General features: G+C 69.3%; 19 protein-coding genes. 5 read left to right on the top strand and 14 right to left on the bottom strand.

Going from position 1 to position 22,235, the window contains the following annotated elements; translation table 11 throughout:
• Positions 1–91 precede the first annotated feature (91 nt).
• Positions 92–787, bottom strand: a complete 696-nt coding sequence (locus ACWEIJ_RS33250; protein ID WP_449841196.1) for a TetR/AcrR family transcriptional regulator — start codon at positions 785–787, stop codon at positions 92–94.
• A 70-nt stretch (positions 788–857) separates the two neighbouring features.
• Here ACWEIJ_RS33250 and ACWEIJ_RS33245 point away from each other — a divergent pair, with 70 nt between their 5' ends.
• Positions 858–2,342, top strand: coding sequence for an FAD-dependent oxidoreductase (locus tag ACWEIJ_RS33245; protein WP_449841195.1), 1,485 nt, complete (start codon positions 858–860; stop codon positions 2,340–2,342).
• Here ACWEIJ_RS33245 and ACWEIJ_RS33240 read toward each other — a convergent pair.
• From ACWEIJ_RS33240 to acs, 4 genes are all read right to left on the bottom strand, one after another.
• Positions 2,314–3,231 (bottom strand): alpha/beta fold hydrolase, encoded by a 918-nt coding sequence (locus tag ACWEIJ_RS33240; protein ID WP_449841206.1) that lies wholly within the window; start codon positions 3,229–3,231, stop codon positions 2,314–2,316. The genes ACWEIJ_RS33245 and ACWEIJ_RS33240 overlap by 29 nt on opposite strands.
• On the bottom strand, positions 3,228–3,668 hold the full coding sequence (locus ACWEIJ_RS33235) for a phage holin family protein (RefSeq protein ID WP_449841194.1): 441 nt from the start codon (positions 3,666–3,668) through the stop codon (positions 3,228–3,230). Before ACWEIJ_RS33235 ends, ACWEIJ_RS33240 begins: the two co-directional genes overlap by 4 nt.
• Complete coding sequence (gene nhaA / locus ACWEIJ_RS33230; RefSeq protein WP_449841193.1) at positions 3,665–4,831, bottom strand: Na+/H+ antiporter NhaA; 1,167 nt, start codon at positions 4,829–4,831, stop codon at positions 3,665–3,667. Before nhaA ends, ACWEIJ_RS33235 begins: the two co-directional genes overlap by 4 nt.
• A gap of 126 nt (positions 4,832–4,957) precedes the next feature.
• Entirely contained in the window at positions 4,958–6,940 is a 1,983-nt protein-coding gene (acs, locus tag ACWEIJ_RS33225) for an acetate--CoA ligase (RefSeq protein ID WP_449841192.1), read from the bottom strand.
• A 259-nt stretch (positions 6,941–7,199) separates the two neighbouring features.
• Here acs and ACWEIJ_RS33220 point away from each other — a divergent pair, with 259 nt between their 5' ends.
• Positions 7,200–7,928, top strand: coding sequence for an oxidoreductase (locus ACWEIJ_RS33220; RefSeq protein ID WP_449841191.1), 729 nt, complete (start codon positions 7,200–7,202; stop codon positions 7,926–7,928).
• On the opposite strand, the gene kynU is transcribed toward ACWEIJ_RS33220, so the two are convergent.
• Together kynU and ACWEIJ_RS33210 are read right to left on the bottom strand one after the other, a co-directional pair.
• A complete protein-coding gene (gene kynU, locus ACWEIJ_RS33215) occupies positions 7,918–9,018 on the bottom strand; it encodes a kynureninase (RefSeq protein ID WP_449841190.1) in 1,101 nt (366 codons plus the stop codon). The two genes, ACWEIJ_RS33220 and kynU, sit on opposite strands and share 11 nt — an antisense overlap.
• Complete coding sequence (locus tag ACWEIJ_RS33210; protein ID WP_449841189.1) at positions 9,015–9,830, bottom strand: tryptophan 2,3-dioxygenase; 816 nt, start codon at positions 9,828–9,830, stop codon at positions 9,015–9,017. The genes kynU and ACWEIJ_RS33210 overlap by 4 nt, the downstream gene beginning before the upstream one ends.
• Before the next feature lie 106 nt (positions 9,831–9,936).
• Between ACWEIJ_RS33210 and ACWEIJ_RS33205 the strand changes: the two genes are divergently transcribed.
• The gene (locus ACWEIJ_RS33205) at positions 9,937–10,377 is read left to right on the top strand and encodes an Lrp/AsnC family transcriptional regulator (RefSeq protein WP_449841188.1); all 441 of its coding nucleotides are present in this window, start codon (positions 9,937–9,939) and stop codon (positions 10,375–10,377) included.
• 96 nt (positions 10,378–10,473) lie between these two features.
• On the opposite strand, the gene ACWEIJ_RS33200 is transcribed toward ACWEIJ_RS33205, so the two are convergent.
• The 3 genes from ACWEIJ_RS33200 to ACWEIJ_RS33190 all read right to left on the bottom strand — a co-directional run bounded on the left by ACWEIJ_RS33200 (position 10,474) and on the right by ACWEIJ_RS33190 (position 12,866).
• Positions 10,474–11,385, bottom strand: a complete 912-nt coding sequence (locus ACWEIJ_RS33200) for an N-acetylmuramic acid 6-phosphate etherase (protein WP_449841187.1) — start codon at positions 11,383–11,385, stop codon at positions 10,474–10,476.
• Positions 11,382–12,302, bottom strand: a complete 921-nt coding sequence (locus ACWEIJ_RS33195; RefSeq protein ID WP_449841186.1) for a MurR/RpiR family transcriptional regulator — start codon at positions 12,300–12,302, stop codon at positions 11,382–11,384. The genes ACWEIJ_RS33200 and ACWEIJ_RS33195 overlap by 4 nt, the downstream gene beginning before the upstream one ends.
• A gap of 117 nt (positions 12,303–12,419) precedes the next feature.
• The gene (locus ACWEIJ_RS33190) at positions 12,420–12,866 is read right to left on the bottom strand and encodes a carboxymuconolactone decarboxylase family protein (RefSeq protein WP_449841185.1); all 447 of its coding nucleotides are present in this window, start codon (positions 12,864–12,866) and stop codon (positions 12,420–12,422) included.
• 50 nt (positions 12,867–12,916) lie between these two features.
• On the opposite strand from ACWEIJ_RS33190, the gene pdxR reads away from it, so the two are divergent.
• On the top strand, positions 12,917–14,254 hold the full coding sequence (gene pdxR, locus ACWEIJ_RS33185; RefSeq protein WP_449841184.1) for a MocR-like pyridoxine biosynthesis transcription factor PdxR: 1,338 nt from the start codon (positions 12,917–12,919) through the stop codon (positions 14,252–14,254).
• On the opposite strand, the gene ACWEIJ_RS33180 is transcribed toward pdxR, so the two are convergent.
• The 4 genes from ACWEIJ_RS33180 to ACWEIJ_RS33165 all read right to left on the bottom strand — a co-directional run bounded on the left by ACWEIJ_RS33180 (position 14,237) and on the right by ACWEIJ_RS33165 (position 20,048).
• On the bottom strand, positions 14,237–15,760 hold the full coding sequence (locus tag ACWEIJ_RS33180; RefSeq protein ID WP_449841183.1) for a serine hydrolase domain-containing protein: 1,524 nt from the start codon (positions 15,758–15,760) through the stop codon (positions 14,237–14,239). The genes pdxR and ACWEIJ_RS33180 overlap by 18 nt on opposite strands.
• Before the next feature lie 7 nt (positions 15,761–15,767).
• A complete protein-coding gene (locus tag ACWEIJ_RS33175; RefSeq protein WP_449841182.1) occupies positions 15,768–16,973 on the bottom strand; it encodes an exo-beta-N-acetylmuramidase NamZ family protein in 1,206 nt (401 codons plus the stop codon).
• Complete coding sequence (locus ACWEIJ_RS33170; protein WP_449841205.1) at positions 16,970–18,625, bottom strand: glycoside hydrolase family 3 N-terminal domain-containing protein; 1,656 nt, start codon at positions 18,623–18,625, stop codon at positions 16,970–16,972. Before ACWEIJ_RS33170 ends, ACWEIJ_RS33175 begins: the two co-directional genes overlap by 4 nt.
• A 628-nt stretch (positions 18,626–19,253) precedes the next feature.
• Entirely contained in the window at positions 19,254–20,048 is a 795-nt protein-coding gene (locus ACWEIJ_RS33165) for an HAD-IB family hydrolase (protein ID WP_449841181.1), read from the bottom strand.
• Between the two features lie 447 nt (positions 20,049–20,495).
• Between ACWEIJ_RS33165 and ssd the strand changes: the two genes are divergently transcribed.
• On the top strand, positions 20,496–21,530 hold the full coding sequence (gene ssd, locus ACWEIJ_RS33160) for a septum site-determining protein Ssd (RefSeq protein WP_449841180.1): 1,035 nt from the start codon (positions 20,496–20,498) through the stop codon (positions 21,528–21,530).
• The last annotated feature ends 705 nt before the right edge of the window (positions 21,531–22,235 follow it).

Raw genomic sequence — 22,235 nt, 5'->3', positions numbered from 1 at the left:
CCGACCCCAAGCCCTACGTCTGGACCCGCACCGCGGACCAGATCCTCGAGTCACTCGCCGCCTACTGCCAGCGAATTAACGACTCAGGACACTAGATGCCGTGGCGGACGGCGATGCCGTCCAGCACGTAGTCCAGGCCGTCGTCGAACGCCTGCGCGTGGTCGCGGTCGGTGCCCTCGTACATGACCTTGGTCAGCATCGGGAACCGGCCGGTGGCGAGGATCCGCTCCATGTACGGGCCGTTCGCGCGCTGCCACTGCTCCTCGGTCAGGCCCGTGGACCGCTCGGCGCGGAGCTCGGTGATCTCGCTGCGGACGGCGCCGTAGACGTAGGCCATCACCGTGCCGACCGTGCTGAGCACCTGGTCGATGTCGTCGAACCCGACGATGGCGAGCGTGGCCTCGATGTGCGCGAGGGAGTGCGGGCCCTGGTGCGGGCGGCCGCCGAGCAGGTCGATGAACCACTCGTGCCGCTTGGCCGCGGCACGGACGGCGTGGGCGACGTGCCGGAGCCCGGTTCGCCAGTCCGCTGACGGGTCCGGCGGCGTGATCTCGCCGTAGACCTCGTCGACCATGAGGTCGAGCAGCTCGTCCTTGGTCTCGATGTAGCCGTACAGGCGCATGGGGCCGGCGTTCAACGCGGCCGCGACCTTGCGCAGCGACACCTCGTCGAGTCCGCCCTCGTCAGCGAGCCTGATCGCGGCGTGCACGATCAACTCCCTGCTCAACGGGGTCGGCGACGGCTTGCTGGGCGGCTCCGGGCGGTCCCACACGAGTTCGTTCGACATCGAGGTGGACAATACAGCGTCTAATCGCGATACAGTGTATCGAGCGATACACCGTATTGAGGGGACTGAGATGAAGACTTCGGTGTTGGTCGTCGGGGGAGGGCTGGCGGGCACGTCGGCCGCGGTGCTCCTGGCCTGGCGCGGCGTGGACGTGACGTTGGTGGAGAAGCATCCGGGCAGCTCACCGCACCCGCGGGCGGTCGGCTTCAACGCTCGGGTCGGGGAGATCCTGCGCGCGACGGGGCTCGCGGGCGAGCTCCCGGAGGGCAGGACGGGCAAGGGCTTCGGCATCCGCCGGGTCCGGTGCGAGAGCCTGGTCGGGAGGAAGTACGACGAGACGTTCTGGTCGCCGCCCGCCGAGCTCTCCGACATCGAGTACTCGCCGTGCAAGGGCGTCGGGGTGGCCCAGGACCGGATGGAGCCGTTCCTGCGCGACAAGGCCCGCGGGCTGGGCGCCGACATCCGGATGAGCACCCGGATGCTGGAGTTCTCCCAGGACGACGACGGCGTCACGGCGATCGTGCAGGGCGACGGCGAGCCGTACGAGATCCGGGCCGACTACCTGGTCGCCGCGGACGGTCACCGCAGCCCGATCCGGGAGGCGCTCGGCATCACCCGCACCGGGCGCGGGTTCATGCACACCTCCCGCAGCGTGCTGTTCCGCGCGCCGCTGGACGAGTACCTCAAGGACGGCATCGGCCAGTTCGTGGTCGACGACGTCGGCTTCCTGACCACCTACGGCGACGGCCGCTGGGTCCTGATGCTGGACGACCGGGAGTACACCGAGGCCGAGCTGCTCGCCAAGATCCACCAGGCGATCGGCCTGGACGACGTCGAGGTCGAGATCATCACCACGGGCCGCTGGACGATCAGCGCGGGTGTCGCCGACCAGTTCTCGAAGGGCCGGATCTTCCTCGCGGGCGACGCCGCGCACACGTTGCCGCCGAGCCGCGGCGGGTTCGGTGCGAACGTCGGCATCGAGGACGCGCACAACCTCGCGTGGAAGCTCGCCGCCGTGGTGAACGGTGAGTCACGCCCGTCGTTGCTGGACACCTACGACGAGGAGCGGCGGCCGGTCGCGGCGTTGTGCCACCAGCAGATCTTCGCGCGCAACGACGGGCACAACCGCGACAGCCAGCCGGAGGACGCGCCGCTGTACGACAACAACGCCATGCACTTCGGCATGCTCTACCGCTCGGCCGCGGTGCTCGACGCGGGCGCGGACCTGCCGCCCGCCCAGCTCCCCGAGCGGTGGAACGGCCAGCCGGGCACGCGCGCACCCCACGCGTGGATCGCGCCTGACAAGTCCACTTTGGACCTGTTCGGACGGGGCTGGGTGCTCGTCGCCGATCACCCGCAGTGGGAGGAAGCGACGCAGAGCCTGGACGTGCGGTACGAACGGGTCGAGCAGCTGGACGTGTTCGGACTGTCCGAAAAGGGCGCGTCGCTCGTCCGGCCGGACGGCTACATCGCGTGGCGCTCGACGGACCTGCCGGACGACCCGGCGGGAGCGCTCACGGTGGCGTTCAGGTCGTCTTCTGCAGGAACTCGGTGATCAACCTGCTCGTGGTGTGCGGCGCTTCCTGGTTCGGGAAGTGCCCCACCTCGGGCAGGACCCGGAACTCCGACCCCGGCCCGAGCCACCCGCGTGAGTCGCGGGCCGACGACTCCAGGCTGATGGGGTCCAACGCGCCGTGGATCTGCAGCACCGGCACCTGCACCGGCTTGTCGACGGCCTCGGTGAACCGGCGGCCGTCGCTGCGCAGCTGCGAGCGCACCGCCCAGCGGAAGTACTCCATCGCGCTGTGGGCGACCCCCGGCACCATCATGGCCTGCCGGCAGCGGCGGATGACCTCGTCGAACTCGGGTGCCGACCGCCACTTCGGACCGGACCACGCCGACAGCAGGCGGGCGACCTGCATCGCGTTCTCGCCGGTCAGCCATCGTTCCGGGTAGATCGGCAGCTGGAAGCGCAGCACGTGGGAGTTCACCCGGGGATGCCTGCGGAACGCCCGGCGCATCGCGAGCGGGTGCGGCGCGGCCAGCACGGAGATCGACGAGACCAGGCGCGGGTGGATCGCGCCGACCGTCCACGCGGTGGCGCCGCCCCACGCGTGCCCCACCAGGTGCGCGCGTTGGGCGCCGAGCGCCTTGATCAGGCCGGCGATGTCACCGGCGAGCGTGAAGCCGTCGTAACCGCGCGGTGGTTTGTCCGAGTCGCCGTACCCGCGCAGGTCGACGGCCACCGCGCGGTACCCGGCCTCCGCCAGTGCCGTCAGCTGGTGCCGCCAGGACCACCAGAACTCGGGGAACCCGTGCAGGAGCAGCACGAGCGGTCCGTCGCCGAGCTCGGCCACGTGCAGGCGGATGCCGTTGGCCGAGACGTCGCGGTGCGTCCACGGGCCCGCGACCCGCACCACCGACGGGTCGGGTTTGCGGCTCAGTTGTCGTCGCCCCGGCTCGTCAGCGCCGCGAAGGTGTCCTTCGCGGCCGCGATCGACCTCTCCGGTGCCCTGATCTTGCGCACCTTGCGGTAGCCGAGGAAGGCGCAGAGCACGGCGGTCAGCAGCATGACGACGAAGACCAGCCCGAAGCCCGCCCAGTAGCCCCAGCCGAACCACTCGGCGAACCCGAACCCGAGCGCCATGAAGAGGAAGAACAGGCTGAAGCACAGCACCGTCAGCGCGACTATGAAGAAGACGCTGCCCTTGACGCCCTTCTTGATCTCCGCCGCGATCTCGCCCTTGGCGAGCTCGACCTCCGCTCTGACGAGGGTCGACACGTGCGCGGTCGCATCACGGACGAGGCCGCCGATCGACGCCTCGGCCGTCGGGTCGTCTGCGGTCAGCGGAATCGACGCGATGTGCTCCCTGGTGGTCACCCGGACATGGTGCCATGTGCCCGGCTGCGGCGAATGAGCAACACCGCGGCCAGCAGTGAAGAGATCATCGACGCGATCAGCACGGCGGCCTTCGCGGTCTCGGCCTCACCGAGGGAGAGCTCGGCGATCAGCAGGCTGACCGTGAACCCGACCCCGCCGAGCGTGGCCACGGCGACGATGTCCCGCGGTCCCGCACCCGACGGCCAGACCGCCGCCTTGAACCACACGGCGAGGGTCGACGCACCCACGATCCCGATCACCTTGCCGACGACGAGCCCGGCGATCACCCCGATGGCGATCTTGTCCGCGAACAGCTTCCCGAACGCCTCGGCACCCACCGGAACGCCCGCCGCGAACAGCGCGAACACCGGCACGGCCACTCCCGCCGACCACGGTTGCAGCCGGTGCTCCAGCCGGACCGCGGGCGCCTCGTGCTCGTACGGGTCGCGCTTCACCCTCGTCAGCAACGCCAGCGCGACGCCCGCGATCGTCGCGTGGATGCCCGACGCGTGCATGAACCACCAGGTGGCCACCGCGATCGGCACGTAGAGGAACGGCGTGGTGATCCTCTTGCGCTGCAGGAACCAGTACAGCGCGAGCAGCACGACGACCGCGCCCGCCGCGAGCAGGTTGAACTTCGTCGTGAACAGGATCGCGATCACCACGATCGCGCCCAGGTCGTCCACCACGGCCAACGACAGCAGGAACACCCGCAGGCTCGACGGCAGCCCGGAAGCGGTGATCGCCAGCACCCCGAGCGCGAACGCGATGTCCGTGGCCACCGGGATCGCCCACGCCTTCTCGATGCCCGGCTGCCCCCAGCCGATCGACAACGCGATCAGCGCGGGCACGATCATCCCGCCGATCGCCGCGACCACCGGCAGAACCGCGGCCTTGAACTCCGACAGCTCGCCGACGACGAGCTCGCGTTTGAGCTCCAGCCCGGCGACGAAGAAGAAGATGGCGAGCAGTCCGTCCGTGGCCCACTCACCGACGGTCAACGGTCCGGCGTGCAGATCCCGCAGGCCGAAGTAGGCGGGCGACAACGGCGAATTGGCCCAGATCAGCGCTATGGCGGTCGCTCCGAGCAGGACCATGCCACCGACGGTTTCCGTGCGGAGGTAGCGGGCGAACTCGGCGACGACGGCCTTCTTGCGCGACACGGGGCTCCCAGGGCGGTCAGCAGGTACACGAATACTCGTGCCGACCAGACTTCCCGGCTCACCCTGATGCGATCTTAACGCGAACGGGCGCCCTCCACCGAGGGCGCCCGTTCGCGTTTGCGCTGATCAGTCTTCGGACTTGCCCGACTGCAGCCCCGCCGAGATCAGGTCCATCACCGACGAGTCGGCCAGCGTCGTCACGTCACCGACGGCGCGGTTCTCGGCCACGTCGCGCAGCAGGCGGCGCATGATCTTGCCCGAGCGCGTCTTGGGCAGCTCCGGCACGACCATGATCTGCCGCGGCTTCGCGATCGGGCCGATCTCCTTGGCCACGTGGTCGCGCAGTGCCTTGATCGCCTCGGCACCGCCGGCCTCGTCACCGGCGCCGCCGCGCAGGATCACGAACGCCACGATGCCCTGGCCGGTGGTGGCGTCGGACGCGCCGACGACGGCCGCCTCGGCCACGGTCGGGTGCGAGACCAGCGCGGACTCGACCTCGGTGGTGGAGATGCGGTGGCCGGACACGTTCATCACGTCGTCGACGCGGCCCAGCAGCCAGATGTCGCCGTCGGCGTCGTACTTGGCGCCGTCACCGGCGAAGTAGAAGCCCTGCTCGGCGAAGCGCGACCAGTACGTCTCGCGGTAGCGCTCCTCGTCGCCCCAGATGCCGCGCAGCATCGACGGCCACGGCTCGTCCAGCACGAGGTAGCCACCGCCGCCGTGCGGAACCTCGACGCCCTCGTCGTTGACGACCTTCGCGCCGATGCCGGGCAACGGGCGCTGCGCCGAACCGGGCTTGGTCGACACCACGCCGGGCAGCGGCGAGATCATGATCGCGCCGGTCTCGGTCTGCCACCACGTGTCGACGATCGGGGCCTTGCCGCCGCCGACGTTCTCGCGGTACCAGATCCACGCCTCGGGGTTGATCGGCTCGCCGACCGAACCCAGCACGCGCAACGACGACAGGTCGTACTTGGCCGGGATGTCCGCGCCCCACTTCATGAACGTGCGGATCAGCGTCGGCGCCGTGTAGTAGATCGAGACGCCGTACTTCTGGATGATCTCCCAGTGGCGGCCCTCGTGCGGGGTGTTCGGCGTGCCTTCGTAGACGACCTGCGTGACGCGGTTCGACAGCGGGCCGTAGACGATGTAGCTGTGGCCGGTCACCCAGCCGATGTCCGCGGTGCACCAGTACACGTCGGTGTCCGGCTTGAGGTCGAACACGTAGTGCTGCGTGTAGGACGCCTGCGTGAGGTAGCCGCCGGACGTGTGCAGGATGCCCTTCGGCTTACCCGTGGTGCCCGAGGTGTAGAGGATGAAGAGCGGGTGCTCCGAGTCGAACGCCTCAGGGGTGTGCACGTCCGACTGGTCGTCCACCAGCTCGTGCCACCACACGTCCTTGTCGGTCCACGCGACCTCGGTGTTCGTGCGCTTGACCACGAGCACCTTCTCCACCGACGGCGCGCCCGCGACGGCCTCGTCCACGGCGGGCTTGAGCGGCGCGGGGGTGCCGCGGCGGTACTGGCCGTCGGTGGTGATGACGAGCTTGCACTCGGAGTCCTCGATGCGGGTGCGCAGCGCCTCCGCGGAGAAGCCGCCGAACACGACGCTGTGCATCGCGCCGAGACGGGCGCACGCGAGCATCGCGAAGATCGCCTCGGGGACCATCGGCATGTAGATCGCGACGCGGTCCTCGGCGCCGATGCCCAGCGTCTTCAACGCGTTGGCGGCCTTGGAGACCTCGCGCTGCAGCTCGGCGTAGGTGATGGCGCGGGAGTCACCGGGCTCGCCCTCCCAGTGGATCGCGACCTGCTCGCCGTGGCCGGACTCGACGTGCCGGTCGACGCAGTTGTACGCGACGTTGAGCTTGCCGCCGACGAACCACTTGGCGAACGGCGCGTCGGACCAGTCCAGCACCTGCGTCCACCTGGTGTCCCAGTGCAGCCGCTCCGCCTGCTTCGCCCAGAACGCCTCGCGGTCGGCCTTCGCCTCCTCGTACAGCTCGGGCTTCGCGTTCGCCTGTGCCGCGAACTCGTCGGAGGGCGGGAACGTCCTGCTCTCCGTGAGCAGGTTGTCCAGAGCTTGGCCCTGGCCTGGCGACTGCGTCATGGTGCGAGACCTCCTGGAAAATCCAGACCCGTTGCGGATGCGAGTACTGACCGTAGTGCGAGCCAGTTCACTTCCAACAGGCTCCTCCCTCAAAAGGTTCAGACCAATCTTGGGAGGTTCGTTACACGGCTGTCACTGTGTAACCCGTTTTGTCTGGTTGAAGCACGTGCGGCGCGTTGAACGGGCGAAGTTGCGCGCTCAACGGTCCGGCCAGTGAGCTGGATCACGCGTTTCACCTGGTCAGGTACTCTGCGCGACCGTGACCGATCCGCTTGCTCCGCTGCTTTCCCTGCCTGGTGTGGCCGACGCCGCGAACGCGGCCAAGGACGCCGTCTTCCAGGTGCACCGCCATCGGGTGAACTTGCGCGGCTGGGCCACGACGGCGGCCGAGGCGTCCGTCCGCGCCGCCCGTGCGTCGGCGGCGCTGGAGGGCGGGCCGACCGAGATCCCGGAGTCCGGCGAGGTCTCCGATCCCGTGCTGGCCGGGTCGTTGCGGATCGCCGAGGCACTGGGTGGTCTGGTCGGCACGTGGCAGCGCGCGCCGTTGCAGGCCCTCGCGCGGTTGCACGTGCTCGCCGCCGCGGACCTGTCTTCCGACGTCGGTCGTCCGCGGGTCTCGCCGGACGTGTCGCAGCGGCTGGACCTGCTCGGGTCGCTGGTCACCGGTGGCACGTCGGTGCCGGCGCCCGTGCTCGTCGCGGTGGTGCACGGCGAACTGCTCGGGCTGGCCCCTTTCGAGGTCGCCAACGGTGTGGTGGCTCGGGCGGCCGCGCGGTTGACGTCGATCTCCACCGGCCTCGACCCGAAGGGCCTCGGCGTGCCGGAGGTGGCGTGCCTGCGCCGGTCCGCCGAGTACGAGGCCGCGTCCGTGGCGTTCGCGTCCGGCGAGCTCGACGGCCTGGCTCAGTGGATCCTGTTCGTCTGCTCGGCTTTGGAGGCCGGCGCCCGCGAGGCGAAGAGCATCGCGGACGCCGCGCTCACCGGGTGACTTCCGCGAGGATCTCCGCCGCCTTGACGGCGTCCTCGTCGGTCACGTAGAGCGGCGCGAACCCGAACCTGAGGATGTCCGGCGGCCGGTGGTCGCCGATGACCCCGCGTGCGATCAGCTCGTCCATCACGGCCTTCGCGTCCGGGCAGCGCACCGAGATCTGGTTGCCGCGGACCTCCGGAGTGATGATCTCCAACGAGGTCAGCTTCTCGACGTGCTCGCGGAACAACGCGGTCAGCGCCAGGCCGCGCTGCCGCAGCTCGGCCAGGTCGACGTCGTCCCAGACGTCCAGGGCCGCGTCGAGTGCCAGCATCGACAGGATGTCCGGCGTGCCGACCCGTGCCCGGACGATGCCGGGGTCCGGTTCGTAGCCGGCGGCCATCGCGAACGGCTCCCGGTGGCCGTTCCAGCCGGACAACGGGTTCTCGAACGCGGCCTGCCTGCGCTTCGGCACGTAGATGTACGCGGGCGAGCCGGGGCCGCCGTTGAGGAACTTGTAGGTGCAGCCGATGGCGAAGTCGACGTTCAGCGAGTCGAGCTCGATCGGCAGCACGCCCGCGCTGTGGCAGAGGTCCCAGACCACCTGTGCGCCAACGGCATGCGCCTGCTCGGTGAGCGCCTTCATGTCGTGCAGCGCGCCGGTGCGGTAGTCGACGTGGTTGAGCAGCACCACGGCGGTGTCCTGCGTCAGGTCCAAAGAGGACGGATGTGCGGCCCGGATCTTCAACCCCGTCAACGAGGCCGCGGACTGCGCGATGTAGCCGTCGGTCGGGAACGTCGACTCGTCGCACACGATCTCCGTGCGGTCGGTGCCTTTCACCGCGCCCATCAACGCCTTGAACACGTTGACCGACGTCGAGTCGCCGACGACGACCTGGCCCTCGGCGGCGCCGATCAGCCGGCCGATCCGGTCGCCGATCCGTTGCGGTGCCTCCCACCAGCCCTCGGACCACGAGCGGATCAACCGCGTGCCCCACTGGTGCTTCACGACCTCCTGCATCCGCTCGGCGACGTGCTTCGGCGGTGCGCCGAGCGAGTTGCCGTCGAGGTAGATGACGCCTTCCGGGATGTCGAACAGCTCACGCTTCACACGTAGCTCCTGGCAGTCCACAGTTCGGGGAACACCGCTCGTTGGGTGCGCTTTTCCAACCAGGCAACACCAGCGGACCCGCCGGTGCCCACCTTCGCGCCCATCGAACGACGGGTGGCGAGCAGGTGGTCGTAGCGCCAGCGCGCGAACTCCTCGGCGATGTCGGTCAGCGCCTCGCCGAGCTCCAGCAGGTCGCGGTCGTCGCCGCGATAGATCTGCGCCCACACCTGCTCGACCTCCGCCGAGGGCTCGTACGCCTTGGTGAGGTCGCGGTCGAGGACGTCCTGCGGGATGTCGAAACCCCTGCGCTTCAAGGCCGCGAGCACGTCGTCGTACAGCGAGGGCTTGGAGAGCGACTCCTCCAGCTGCGCGTGCATCGCCGGCACCGCGCGGTGCGGCACGAGCATCGACGCGGACTTCTCGCCGAGCAGGAACTCCATCTCGCGGTACATGCCCGACTGGAAGCCCGAGCCCTCGCCGAGCGCGTCGCGGAAGGAGTTGAACTCCGTCGGCGTCATCCGCGCGATCGGCCGCCACGCCGCGGAGAGCGCCTGCAGGTGCAGGTCAGAGCGTCGGAGCGTGCGCACGGCGGCCCTGAGGTCGTCCGCGCGAAGTTCGGTCTGGGCCTGCCGCCACTCGAAGCAGAGCAGGCCGAAGTACAGCTCCATCACCTGCGTGATGACCAGGAACGACATCTCGCGGGGATCTTTGGACCACTGCTGTTGAAGGGTGTGCAGCACCGACGCGTGCACGTAGTCCTCGTACGGCGTGGTGCCGCCGAAATCCAGCTTGGGGGACACGGGGCAGCTCATGCCGTCAATCCTCGCTCGAACCGGCCGTCACCTGAATGGATGACGAAAGGCGTTCGGCTCGAACTTCTTTCAAACGCAAAACGGATCGCGAGGTAGCTTTGCGTTCATGCTGGACGATGTCGACAAGGCCCTCTTGGAGGCGCTCCAAGAGGATGCGCGCCTGTCGTACAACGAGCTCGCACGACGCGTGCACGTCTCACCGCCGACGGTCGCCCAACGGGTCCGTCGGCTGGAGAACATGGGTGCGATCACCGGCTATCGGGCCGTGGTCGACCCCACCGTCGTCGGACGCCCGGTCGTCGCGTTGGTGCGCATGAAGTGCTACGGCCCGCGGTGCATCACGGTGCATCCCGAGCTGCTCGACGATCTGCCGGAGGTCGTCGAGGTGGTGCGGCTGACCGGCGACATCTGCTCGGTCGTGAAGGTCGTGACCACGTCGATCATCGAGCTGGAACGGCTGCTGGTCCGGCTGGCCGCACACGGGGAGACGTCGAGCGCGATGGTGCTCTCGACGCCCATCCCGTGGCGCCCAGTCCTACCCGGCTGACCATCACCCGTCCGTGTTTGCAGACGGCACGCGGGGACCTTTCGTACTCTCCTGCAGTACGAAAGGTCCCCGCGTGCGGTCGGAGAAGCGGGGGAATCAGCCGGCTAGGCGGTTCAGCGCGTTGCGGACGTGGCCCTTCGTGTCCTCCAGGGCGGCGGCCGCACGTTCGGTCGGCACACCCGACAGCAGGTGCACCAGCGCCACCTTGAGGTCGCCGGCCGCGTCGGCCAGCGCCTGCGCGCAGTCGTTCTCGGCCAGCCCGGTGGCCTCGTGCAGGATCCGGATCGTCCGGCCGCGCAGCTTCGCGTTCGTCGCCCGCATGCTGACCATCAGGTTCGAGTAGGTGCGGCCGAGTTTGACCATCACCGCCGTCGAGAACGACGTCAGCACCAGCTTCTGCGCCGACCCCGCCTTCATCCTGGTCGACCCGGCGATGGCCTCCGGGCCGGTGTCGAGCGCGACCAGGACGTCCGGCGTGATCGGCACCGAGGCGTTGTTCGACACCAGCACCGTGTGGGCGCCAAGCGCTTGCGCCTCTTCCAGCGCGCCGATCACGAACGGCGTGCGCCCGGACGCCGTCACTCCCACGACCAGGTCTTTCGCGGTCGCCGAGCGGCGGATCTGGGCCGCGCCGGAGTGGTCCTCGACCTCCTCGACCGCGCGGACGAGCGCCTCGGAGCCGCCCGCGTGGTGGGCGACGAACCAGTCGGGAGGGACGTTGAACGTGGGCACCAGCTCGGCGGCGTCCAGCGTCGCGAGCCGCCCGGACGTGCCGGCGCCGACGTAGTGCACGCGGCCGCCGGACATGATCGCGGTGACGCCGAGGTCGACCGCGCGGGCCAGCTCCGGCAGTGCCGCGGCGACCGCCGCCGGGACCGTGCGGTCCTCGTCGTTGATCATGCGCAGCACGTCGATCGTGGAGACCCGGTCGATGTCCGTCGTGCGAGGGTTCCGCTGCTCGGTCGGAGATTCCACGCGCACCACCACACCGTTCCGGGGGGAGATCATTTAGTCGTCTCCCGCGGCCGCCGGCGGCCGTCTGGTCTCGCGCCCAGCCGGTGACCGGACACCGCTTCGTAGGTCGCCTCCAGCGCCGTCTTCGCGGTGTCGACGTGGTGCTGGGCGACACCGATGAACAGGCAGTCGATCACGGTCAGCTGCGCGATGCGGCTCGCCATCGCGCCGGAGCGGAACGTGGTCTCGCGCGCGGCCGTGGTCAGCACGAGGTCGGCGACCTCGGTGATCGGCGAGCGCGGGAAGTTCGTCAGCGCGACGGTGGTGGCGCCGGCGTCCTTGGCCACGCGCAGCGCCTCGACCGTCTCCACGGTCGAGCCGGTGTGCGAGATGCCGACGGCGACGTCCTCGCCGGTCAGCACGGCGGCGGAGGTCAACGCGATGTGCGTGTCGTTCCACGCGAAGCAGGTGCGGCCGATGCGGTGCAGCTTCTGCTGCAGGTCGAACGCGACGAAAGCGCTCGCGCCGAAGCCGTAGACGTCCACCCGGCGGGCGCCCGCGACCGCCTGGACGACCTTGGCGAGCGACTCGACGTCGAGCTGCTCCGCGGTCTCCTCGACGGCGCGGGCGTCGGCGAACGCGACCTTGCCGACGACCTGCTTGAGGTCGTCTCCCGGGCCGATGTCGCCGCCCATGTCGTGGTTGGCCCTGGCCTGACTGCGCGCGGTGTCGGCGGCGAGCGCGATGCGCAGCTCCGGGTACCCGCCGACGCCGATGGCCTTGCAGAACCGCGTCACCGTGGTCTCACTCGTGCCGGCCTGCTCGGCGACCTCGGTGATGCTGCGGTGCGCGACCGTCGCCGGGTTCTCCAGCACCACCTTGGCGACGCGCTGTTCGGCGCGCGCGAGGCCCGGCAGCAACGACCGGATCTTCACCAGTGGACTGGACTCGGCACTGCTCTCAGTGGACACGTGGGAAACTTACTAACCGTCACTCCGAGGGTCAACGGAGTGTGGGCGGAACTCACCCCAACTGTGTCCCAAAGTCACCCCATCGGCTCGAATGCGCGGCGGCGTGTCGGCGGAAGGTCACCGAACGTCGGGCTTCTTCCGCGTGGACACCGCGATCCGGTTCCACGAGTTGATGGTGAAGATCAACGCGATGAGCTGGGCGAGCTCCTCCTCGCCGAAGTGCTTCGCGGCCTGCTCGTAGACCTCGTCGCTGACGTACTCGTGGCTGCTCAGCACGGTGATGGCCTCGGTGAGGCGCAGCGCCGCCTGCTCCTTCTCGGTGTAGAGGTCGCCGGCCTCCTCCCACGCGTTGAGGAGGTAGATGCGCGCCTCGGACTCGCCGCCCTTCCTGGCGTCGACGGTGTGCATGTTGAGGCAGTAGGCGCAGTGGTTCAGCTGGGAGGCGCGGATGCGCACGAGCTCGGCCAGCTGCTCGTCGAGGCCCTCACGGGCGGCGGCGTCGAGGGCGATCATGGCGCGGTAGACCTTCGGGGCCTTCTTGGCGAGGTCGATGCGGTTCGTCATGTGAACAAACCTATGCCGCGGATTGGCCCTGGTCGTGGTGCAATTCGATCGTGGAATCGTGGGCCAATCTCGACTTCCACCTGGACCTGTCCGGTCCGGGTGGCCTGCGGCAGCGGTTGACGGCGTCGCTGCGGGAGGCGGTCCGATCGGCGCGGCTGCCCGCGGGGACGCGGCTGCCGGCCTCGCGCTCGCTCGCCGCCGACCTCGGGATCGCGCGCAACACCGTCGCCGAGGCGTACGCGGAGCTCGTCGCCGAAGGCTGGCTGACCGCCCGGCAGGGTTCCGGAACCGTGGTGGCGCAACGGGTCGCGCCGCCTCCACCGGTCACCCGCCGGACCGCGGAGCCGGACGTGCGGTTCGACCTGACGGTCTCCACGCCGGACATCACCGAGTTCCCGCGCACGGAGTGGGTTCGCTCGACCCGGCGGGCGCTGATGGCGGCGCCGTCGGAGGCGTTCGGGCCCGGTGACCCGCAGGGACGGATCGAGCTGCGCACGGCGTTGGCGGAGTACCTGGCGCGGGCTCGGGGTGTGCGGGCCGATCCCGAACGGATCGTGGTGTGCTCGGGGTTCGCCGACGCCGTCCGGATGTTCAACCGGCTGCTCAAGCCGCCGATCGTCGTCGAGGAGTACGGGCTGCGGTTCCACCGGTCGCTGTGGAAGTCGACGGTGCCGCTGCCGGTGGACGACCACGGCGCGAACACCGAACAGTTGCCCGACGACCGGCGTGCGGTCGTGTTGACGCCGGCGCACCAGTTCCCGTTGGGCGGCCCTCTGCATCCAAGGCGTCGCGCGTCGGCGGTGGAGTGGGCACGGCGCGTGGGCGGCCTTGTGCTGGAGGACGACTACGACGGCGAGTTCCGCTACGACCGGCAACCGGTCGGGGCCGTGCAGGGGCTTGATCCGGAGCACGTGGCTTACTTGGGCACGTCCAGCAAGGCGTTGTCGCCGGCGTTGCGGATCGCGTGGATGGTGTTGCCGGACCGGTTCGTGGACCCGGTTCTGGCGTTGAAGACCGATCGGGAGCAGTACATCAGCATGCTGGACCAGCTGACGTTGGCGGACTTTCTCGCGTCAGGCGCGTACGACAGCCATGTGCGGCGCATGCGGTTGAAGTACCAACGACGGCGCGATCGGCTGGTCGAGGCCGTCTCGCCCTATGCCGAGGTGTCGGGCATCGCGGCTGGTATGCACGCCGTGCTCGACACACCGCACGAAGAGGCCATCGTGCGGATGGCGCGCGAACGTGGGATCGAGGTCAGTCCTCTCTCGTGGTTCCGGCACGAGCTGAGCGACGACGACCGGCGCGGGATCGTGATGAGCTTCGGAGCGCCCGCGTTCCCACGGGCGCTCCCGTTCTTCACCGAGGTGTTAGCGGCGTGCCAGTGACCAGCCCTCGGCCGTGACATCGCCGCGTGCGTGCACGTAGACGCCACGGCCGTTGTACTGACCTGCCTTGGTGTAGACGAACCGCGTCTTCGTCTGCTCCGTGGCGACCCATCGGCGTTCAGTGGTGGTGATCGTGCGGACGTCCCGCCACTGCGTGCCGTCCCAGCGCTGAACGGTCAGCTTGTCGCCCTTGTCGACGTCGACGAAGACCTCGACCGGCCGTTCCGCGACGAGGGTGCCGCCGGAAGTCGTTGCGCGCCACTGCCTTCCGCTCGACTGGACGGCGAGCGCGCCCGCCAGTCCGTCGGTGACGGCACGGCGGGCGGGGTTGATGCTGCCCCAGTCGCGGGACGGGTGCACGCGGTTGGTCAGCAGGATCGCGATCGACCGCGAAGCCTTGTCGATCACCAGTGACGTGCCGGTGTAGCCGGTGTGGCCCGCGGTGCCCGGACCGCTCAGCCCGCCCATGTACCAGCGCTGGTTCAGCTCGAAACCGAGGCCGTGCGCGTCGTCGGGGAACTGCGGGTTGAAGTTGGTGAGCATCAGCTCGACGGAGTGCTCGGTGAGGATCCGGTGGCCGCCGTACGTGCCGCCGTTGAGGATCGTCTGGCCGAGGATCGCGAGATCCTTGGCCGTGCCGAAGACACCCGCGTGGCCCGCGACTCCGCCGAGGGACCACGCGTTCTCGTCGTGCACCTCGCCGCGGACCATGCCGCGTGGTGGCGCGGTCTGGAACTCCGTGGCGGCCGTTCGATTCTTGGCCTTCGGGTTGTAGCCGGTGTCCTTCATGTTGAGCGGCTTGGTGATGCCGTCCCGGACCGCCTGGTCGAGGGGTTTGCCGCTGACCCGGTGGACCAGCTCGCCGAGCGTGATCAGGTTCAGGTCGGAGTAGACGTAGGTCGTGCCGGGCGTGGACTTCGGTTTCACGTTCATCACGGCTTTGATGCGGGACGGGATGTCCGGGTACAGCTTCCACAACGGGATGAACGGTTCGAGGCCGCTCGTGTGTGTGAGGAGCTGCTTGACGGTGATGTTCTCCTTGCCGTTCACGCCGAACTCGGGCAGGTACGTGGCGACCTTCTCGTCGATGTCCACCCGGCCCTGCTCGACCTGCTGGATCACCGCGATCGACGTGAAGAGCTTGGAGACCGAGGCGAGGTCGAAGATCGTGTCCTTCTGCATCGGGACGCGTTCTTCTTCCGGCAGCTGGGTTTCCTGGTCCTTGTACAGAACGGCGTAACCCGTGCGGTCGTGCGTGACGATCTTGCCGTCGTGCACGAGCACCGTGACGGCACCGGCGAACATCGGTTTGCCGTTGGCCTGCGGTTTCTGGAAGTCGCGCAGCTGACGCAGGGCAGCGTTGATGGGCTCGGGGTCGAGGTTGGCCCAGTACGGGTTGGACTCGCGCAGGGTCGTCCACGGGTGCGCGAACCCGTCCTGGGGCTGGTCGAAGTGACCGGGGATCACGGCCGTCACGACCGCGACGGCCAGTGCAGGGATGAGCATGACGTCCTCACCGGTAGCGCAGGTAGGGCAGGCGGGTGCGGCGGAACTGCTGCAGCTCCCGCTGCCACGCGCCGACGACCTCGTCCAGGGGTGCCCCGGCGTCGATCATCGTGCGGAGCCGGTCGGAGCCGCTGAGCTTGTCGATCCAGTTGTCGGGTCGCCACGCGAACACACCGGGGTACGACGACTTCGCGGTGATCAGCATGGCCACGGCGGTCCTGATCGCGTCGAACTCGGCGGCATCGGTCACGTGCAGGGTGACACCGCCGCAGGTCTTGCCCTGGAACTTGTTGAACGTCGGCGCGAAGTACGTCTCGCGGAACCGCACGCCCGTCAGGCCGAGAGCGTTGAGTTGTTCGGCCCAGCGCCAGTCGATTCCTGGTGCGCCAACGGTTTCGAACGGGCGGGTGGTGCCGCGGCCTTCCGAGAGCGCGGTGCCTTCGAACAGGCACGTGCCGGGGTAGACGAGCGCGGTGTCCTGGGTGGGCATGTTCGGGCTCGGCGGGACCCACGGCAGGCCGGTGTCGAGCTGGTCACTCCGCCAGCCCCTGACGTTGACGACTTCGAGTTTTGTGGTGAGACCGAACTCGCCCTTGAAGAACCTGGCGAGTTCGCCGACGGTCATGCCGTGCTGCTGGACGATCGGCTTCAGGCCCACTCCGCTGGCGTAGGCGGGGTCGAGCTGCGGGCCGTTCGCCTTGCCGCCGATGGGGTTCGGCCGGTCGAGGACGACGAAGTCCAGGTTCGGCGCGGCCTGCATCGCCGTGTACATCGACCAGATGTAGGTGTAGAAGCGTGCGCCGACGTCGGCGATGTCGAAGACGACCGTGTCGATGCCCGCCTTGGCGAACATCGCCTGGAGCTTGGTGGCGGTGGCGCCGTACGCGTCGTACACCGGGATGCCGGTGCGCGGGTCGGCGTAGTCGCCCTCGGAGCCGCCGGCCTGGGCCGTGCCGCGGAAACCGTGTTCCGGACCGAACACGGCTGCCGGTTTGGCGTTGTGCGCCACCATCGAGTCGACGATGTGGGTCTGGTCTTCGAGGACGCCGGTCGGGTTCGTGAGCACGCCGACCTTGCGGCCCTTGAGCTTGCGCCAGCCGTCGCCGGCGAGCTGTTCGGCGCCGGTGCTGAGCCTGCGGGCCGCGTTGGCGGTGCCGGTCGTGACGAGTGGGACGGACAGTGCGCTTGCCGCGAGGAACTGCCGTCGTCTCACCACGTCAGCCCGTGCCCGAACGGGTAGGGGGTCGGGCCCGGCACGTCGACCGGGAGCTTGCCCTGCGGTTTCGTCTCGCCGAGCAGGATCTTGGCGAGTGCCTCGACGGAGACGGTCGTGGTCGAGTAGGTGGCGAGCCAGGTCTTGGCGTTGCTGTAGGCGACGTCGTACGGGTTGCCGGTGGCGACCGCGATGACCGGTTTGCCGGTGGCGACGAGCTGGTTGAGCAGGTCGAGCTGCGCGGGCCTGGTGCTGAGGTTGTTGGTCAGCACGACGATCTTGTCGGCGTTCGCCGCGGCGGCCAGTGCCTGCTGGGTCTGCGCGGGCGTGGGGCTCGTCGCCGTGACGACCTTCGCGGCCTTGATCCTGGTGGCCAGGGCGCTCGTCGTGGCGTCGCTGGTGCCGACGACCAGTGCGGCGGTGGCGTTGAGCGGGATGGCCTGGGCGTCGTTGCGGACGGCGGTGACGGTGCGGTCGGCGATCTTCTGCGCGGCCTGGGCGTTGGAGCCGACGATCTGGTCGACCTTGTTCACGTCGACCTCGGCGTTGAGCATGACGCCGCGCAGGAGCTTCATCTTGAGGATGCGCAGCACGCTCTCGTCGATGCGCTGCTCGGAGAGCTCACCGCTGCGGACGGCCTTGACCACGCTGTCGATCGCGAGTCCGAGGTTCGGCGGCATCAGCAGCTGGTCGACGCCAGCCTTGATGGCCAGGACCGGGATCTCGGCGTCGGAGTGGAGCTTGCGGACGCCTGCCATCTCCAGCGAGTCGGTGATGATGACGCCGTCGTACTTGAGCTCCTCGCGCAGCAGGCCGGTGATGACCCGCGGGCTCAGCGTGGCCGGGTTGCCGGACGGGTCGATCTGCGGCACCTGGATGTGCGCCGTCATGATCGAGTCGATCCTGGCGGCGATGGCGGCCTGGAACGGTGGCGCGTCGATCTGCCGCCACTGGTCGAGGCTGCGGTTCGACACCGGAAGGCTGGTGTGGCTGTCCTCGGACGTGTCGCCGTGGCCGGGGAAGTGCTTGGCGGTCGAGGTGACCGAGTCGGGGTCGAACCAGCGGCGCCCCTCGTAGCCGGTGACCTGGGCCTTCACCATGTCGGCCGCGAGCTTCGGGTCGCTTCCGAAGCTGCGCACGCCGATGATCGGGTTGGCCGGGTTGGAGTTGACGTCGGCGTCCGGCGCGAAGTTCTGGTTGATGCCCATCGCGCGGAGCTCCTGCGCGGTGATCCTGGCGGCCTCCTCCGCGTCCTGGGTGCTGCGGCCGGCGCCGAGGGCCATGTTGCCCGGCAGCTGCGTGGCCGGCGGGCCGATGCGCGTGACGAGGCCCATCTCCTGGTCGGTCGAGATGAGCAACGGGATCTTGCTGGCCTTCTGCAGGCCGTTGGAGAGCTGCGCGATCTGCTTGGGCGTGTCGATGTTGTCGCGGCTCGAGTTGTTGAAGTAGATGACGCCACCGGGGTGGTACTTGCGCACCATCTGCGCGGGCGTGGCGACACCGAAGTCGGTCTGGTTCTTGGGGTGCGGGACGTCGGCGGCCTGGCCGTTGACGTAGGTGACGAAGAGCTGGCCGACCTTCTCCTCCAGCGACATCCCGCGCAACGTGGTCACCGAGGCGTCCGCTCTCGCCACCGGCGTGAGGGCGACCATGGTCGTGACCAGCGTCAACGCGGCGAACTTCCGCACTTGTCCGTGCCTCCCGGTGATGTACCCACAGGTAACTGGCGTATTTCGCAAGTTACTCACGGCTGCGTGGTGGGTCAACGGGCGGACATTCTGCCGTTCGACGGTACTTCTTGACCGCACAAGCAGACGGGGCACCCTCGAAAGGGTGCCCCGTCGACAGCGCGGGCTTGCGAGTTACCAAGCGTGCAACTCGTGTCGTACAACCCTGGCCTCGGCGTCCGGCGTCCCGGTACGCAGGCCCTAGACGACAAGCCTCCCGCGGCGTGCTGCGCGTGGGTACTCGAAGTCCGCGCACGGAGCCCTGTCGGGGTGGAGTCTGGCTTCTCTTCGCCAGGTCCCTGGCCGACCCGAGGTCCGCACCACCCATTTAAGTGCGTGGGCCAGGTCACGGCAAGGGCTCGGACGGGTGCACCGTTCAAGCCACGTTCAGTAGTGAAAGTACTGGCGTTTCAGCATTTGTGAGCGTTTGTTCGTGTTCCGGTACCGCCACCAGGGCGGTGGCGTGCACTCACGCGGGCACCACGAGCGCGCCGCGTTGCCGCTACTCGCCGGTATCCGTCCCGAAGGGTGCGAATGCGGTTCCGGGGCTTGACTAATCGCGGTTGCGCTTGCGTCGCAGGCCGTACCAGGCGGCTCCCGCGGCGGCCACGGCACCGAGGCTGATGGCCGTGACCGCGACCGCCTTGCCCGACGGGGTGGGGATGCGGGAGCGCAGGCTCACCGGGTCGGAGAACTGCAGCACCGGCCAGTCCTTCTGCGCGGCTGTGCGGCGCAGGCCCCGGTCGGGGTTGACGACCGTCGGGTGGCCGACGACCTCGAGCATCGGCAGGTCCGTGACGCTGTCGGAGTAGGCGTAGCTCCTGGAGAGGTCGTAACCGTGCTCGGCGGCGAGCTGCTTGATGGCGACGGCCTTGTTGTCGGCGGCGCAGTAGAAGTCGACGTCGCCGGTGTAGCGGCCGTCCTGGACCACCATTCTGGTTCCGACGCTGTAGTCCGCCCCGATCATCTGGGCGATCGGCGCGACGAGCTCCTCGCCGGACGCGCTCACGATGATGACGTCGTGACCCTCCGCCTTGTGGTCGGCGATCAACTGTGTCGCCTCTTTGTAGACAAGTGGATCGACGATGTCGTGCAGCGTCTCGCTGACGATGCTGCGGATCTGCTCGACGTCCCAGCCGGCGGCCAGTGCCGTGATGTGCGCGCGCATGCGGTCCATCTGGTCCGCGTCCGCGCCGGCGAGCATGAAGACGAGCTGTGCGTATGCGCTCTTCAACACCGCGCGGCGGTTGATCAGCCCCTCCTGGAAGAAGGGACGGCTGAACGCCAGCGTGCTCGACTTCGCGATCACGGTCTTGTCGAGGTCGAAGAAGGCGGCGATCCGACTCATGTAGCTCAGCTTAGGTGTACTCGTCAGTAGGCCGTTCGGGCGGCATTTCGGTTGTGTACGAAACCGTTGTGGGACACGGTTACCGAAACTTGGCCCGCGGCTGTTGCCGAAGTTGCGCGCAGCACTGGCGCATGGGGATACAGTAGGAGAGTCCGGTTCGACGGACGGGTTCAGTCCGACCCCCCGGGACTGAACCATTGACGACCCCCGTCCCTCCCCCCTGGCGGGGGTCGTCCCATATCCGGGCACCGTTTCCCGACGGGCGCGACTGGACCTCTGCGGCTCTTTCCGCCGCTTCCGACGCCAACCCCTCACCATCGCACAAGGGTCCGACACTCCCGGCCGTTCCAGGGCCTCAAGATCGCGACTTGTCCACACCCGGCGATTTGTCCACATCTCGATCTTCGCCCGTTGTGTCGTTCATCACGACGAACGACCGTGGACCTCATGACCCACCCCACCGCCCTGCTCACGGACCAGGACCTCCTCGACGAGGTCCTCCGCCTGGCCGCCGCCGCGGACTGCCGCCTCTCGTGCGCCCCGGACGTGACGTCCCTGCGCTCGCAGTGGCACAGCGCGCCCCTCGTCCTGCTCGACCCGGCCGCGGTCTCCGCCTGCCTGGACGCGAACTTCCCCCGCCGCTCCGGCGTCTGGGTCGTCCACGGCGGCGACCCGCCCTGGGCCCCGGCCGTGGCCCTCGGCGCCGACGGCGTCCTGGAGCTCCCGCTGGAAGGCCGCCTGCTGGTGAGCGCTCTCACCGACGTGGACGAGGGACCGCCCTCCGACCGCGGCAGGGTGGTGTCGTTCGTGGGCGGCCGAGGAGGTTCCGGGGCCTCGATGCTCGCCATCGCCGTCGGCCGCGAGGCGGTGGCCGACGGCGGCGAGGCGATGCTCGTCGACTGCGACCCGCTCGGCGGCGGCATCGACCTGGCCCTGGGCACCGAGTCCGACGAGGGCGCCCGCTGGCCGGGCGTCCACTGCAGCGGCGGCAGAGTCCCGATGTCGGCCCTGCGCGCCGCCCTGCCCACCGCGGGCAGCCTGAGCGTCCTGGCCTGCGACCGCACCGGCCCGGACCCGGAACCCGCCGCCGTGGCAGCGGTCCTCGACGCGGGCCGCCGCTCCGGCTGCACCGTGGTGTGCGACCTGCCCCGCCACCCGACCGCCGCCGCCTCGGCCGCCCTGGACCGCACCGACCTGACCGTCCTGGTCGTGCCGGCCGAGGTCCGCGCCACCGCAGCCGCCGCCCGAGTGGCCTCCCGCCTTCTCACCCAGGGCCGCAACCTCCGCCTGGTCGTCCGCGGCCCGTCACCCGGCAACCTGCAGCCCGCCGAGATGGCCGACGTGATCGGCGTACCGCTGCTCACCCAGATGCGCCCGGAACCAGGCCTCGCCGACGCCGTGGAGCGCGGCCGCTTCCCGCGCAACGCCAAGGGCCCTCTGGCCACCGCAGCCCGCCAAGTGCTGAAGGAGCTGCGCCCATGACCCGCCAACACCCCACCGCGCCGACCACCGCCGAACCGGTGCCCGTGCCCGCCCGGCAGCCTGCCGCCGAGCCTGCGCCTGCGATCCGCCGACGACCCGCTGGCGATCGCGGTTCGCCTGGTACAGCCGAAGTCATGTCTGTGGCCCGTGGTGGGCGCGCGGGCGATCGCGGCTCGTCCGGTGCCAAGCGCAGATCCTCTGGTCCAAGAAAAGCCGCACGCAGGGCATGCCCTGACTGCGTCAACCGAGCGGTGACCGCTATACAGCTCGACCTGAGCCGTGCGGAGTTGGCGACGACCACCCGAGCGTCCGCCATCGGCGACCCGCCGGGTCCCGAACGCATCGCACCCGTGACGTGTCTTACCTGCGTCCGCCGCAGAGCGATCGCTTCACAGGCCAAGCCACCCAAGGGCGTCCCGGGAGCCACCATCGGCTCAGTCGTCCGCGGCAGGTTCGGTTGCGGGACTGAGGATTTGTCGGCGAAGGGCGATGCCGAACCCATGCCGCCGTCGCGAGGCACCACCAAGGCACGCCGAGCCCAGGCCAAGCCACCGGCTGATCCGGCCGCGGCCACCGCCGAGCCCGCCACCCGCAACACCAAGCGGCCGTCCCGCAGACCAGTCCCGCCCCAGCCCGAGATCCCTTCCGAGCGAGAGGAACCGCACCCGTGACCCGTCTGAGCATCTGGTTGCGAATGCTGCGCAA

The sequence above is a fragment of the Lentzea sp. NPDC004789 genome, assembly GCF_053601075.1.
The sequence above is the reverse complement of the archived record's forward strand: the minus strand, read 5'-3'. Positions and strand labels throughout refer to the sequence as shown.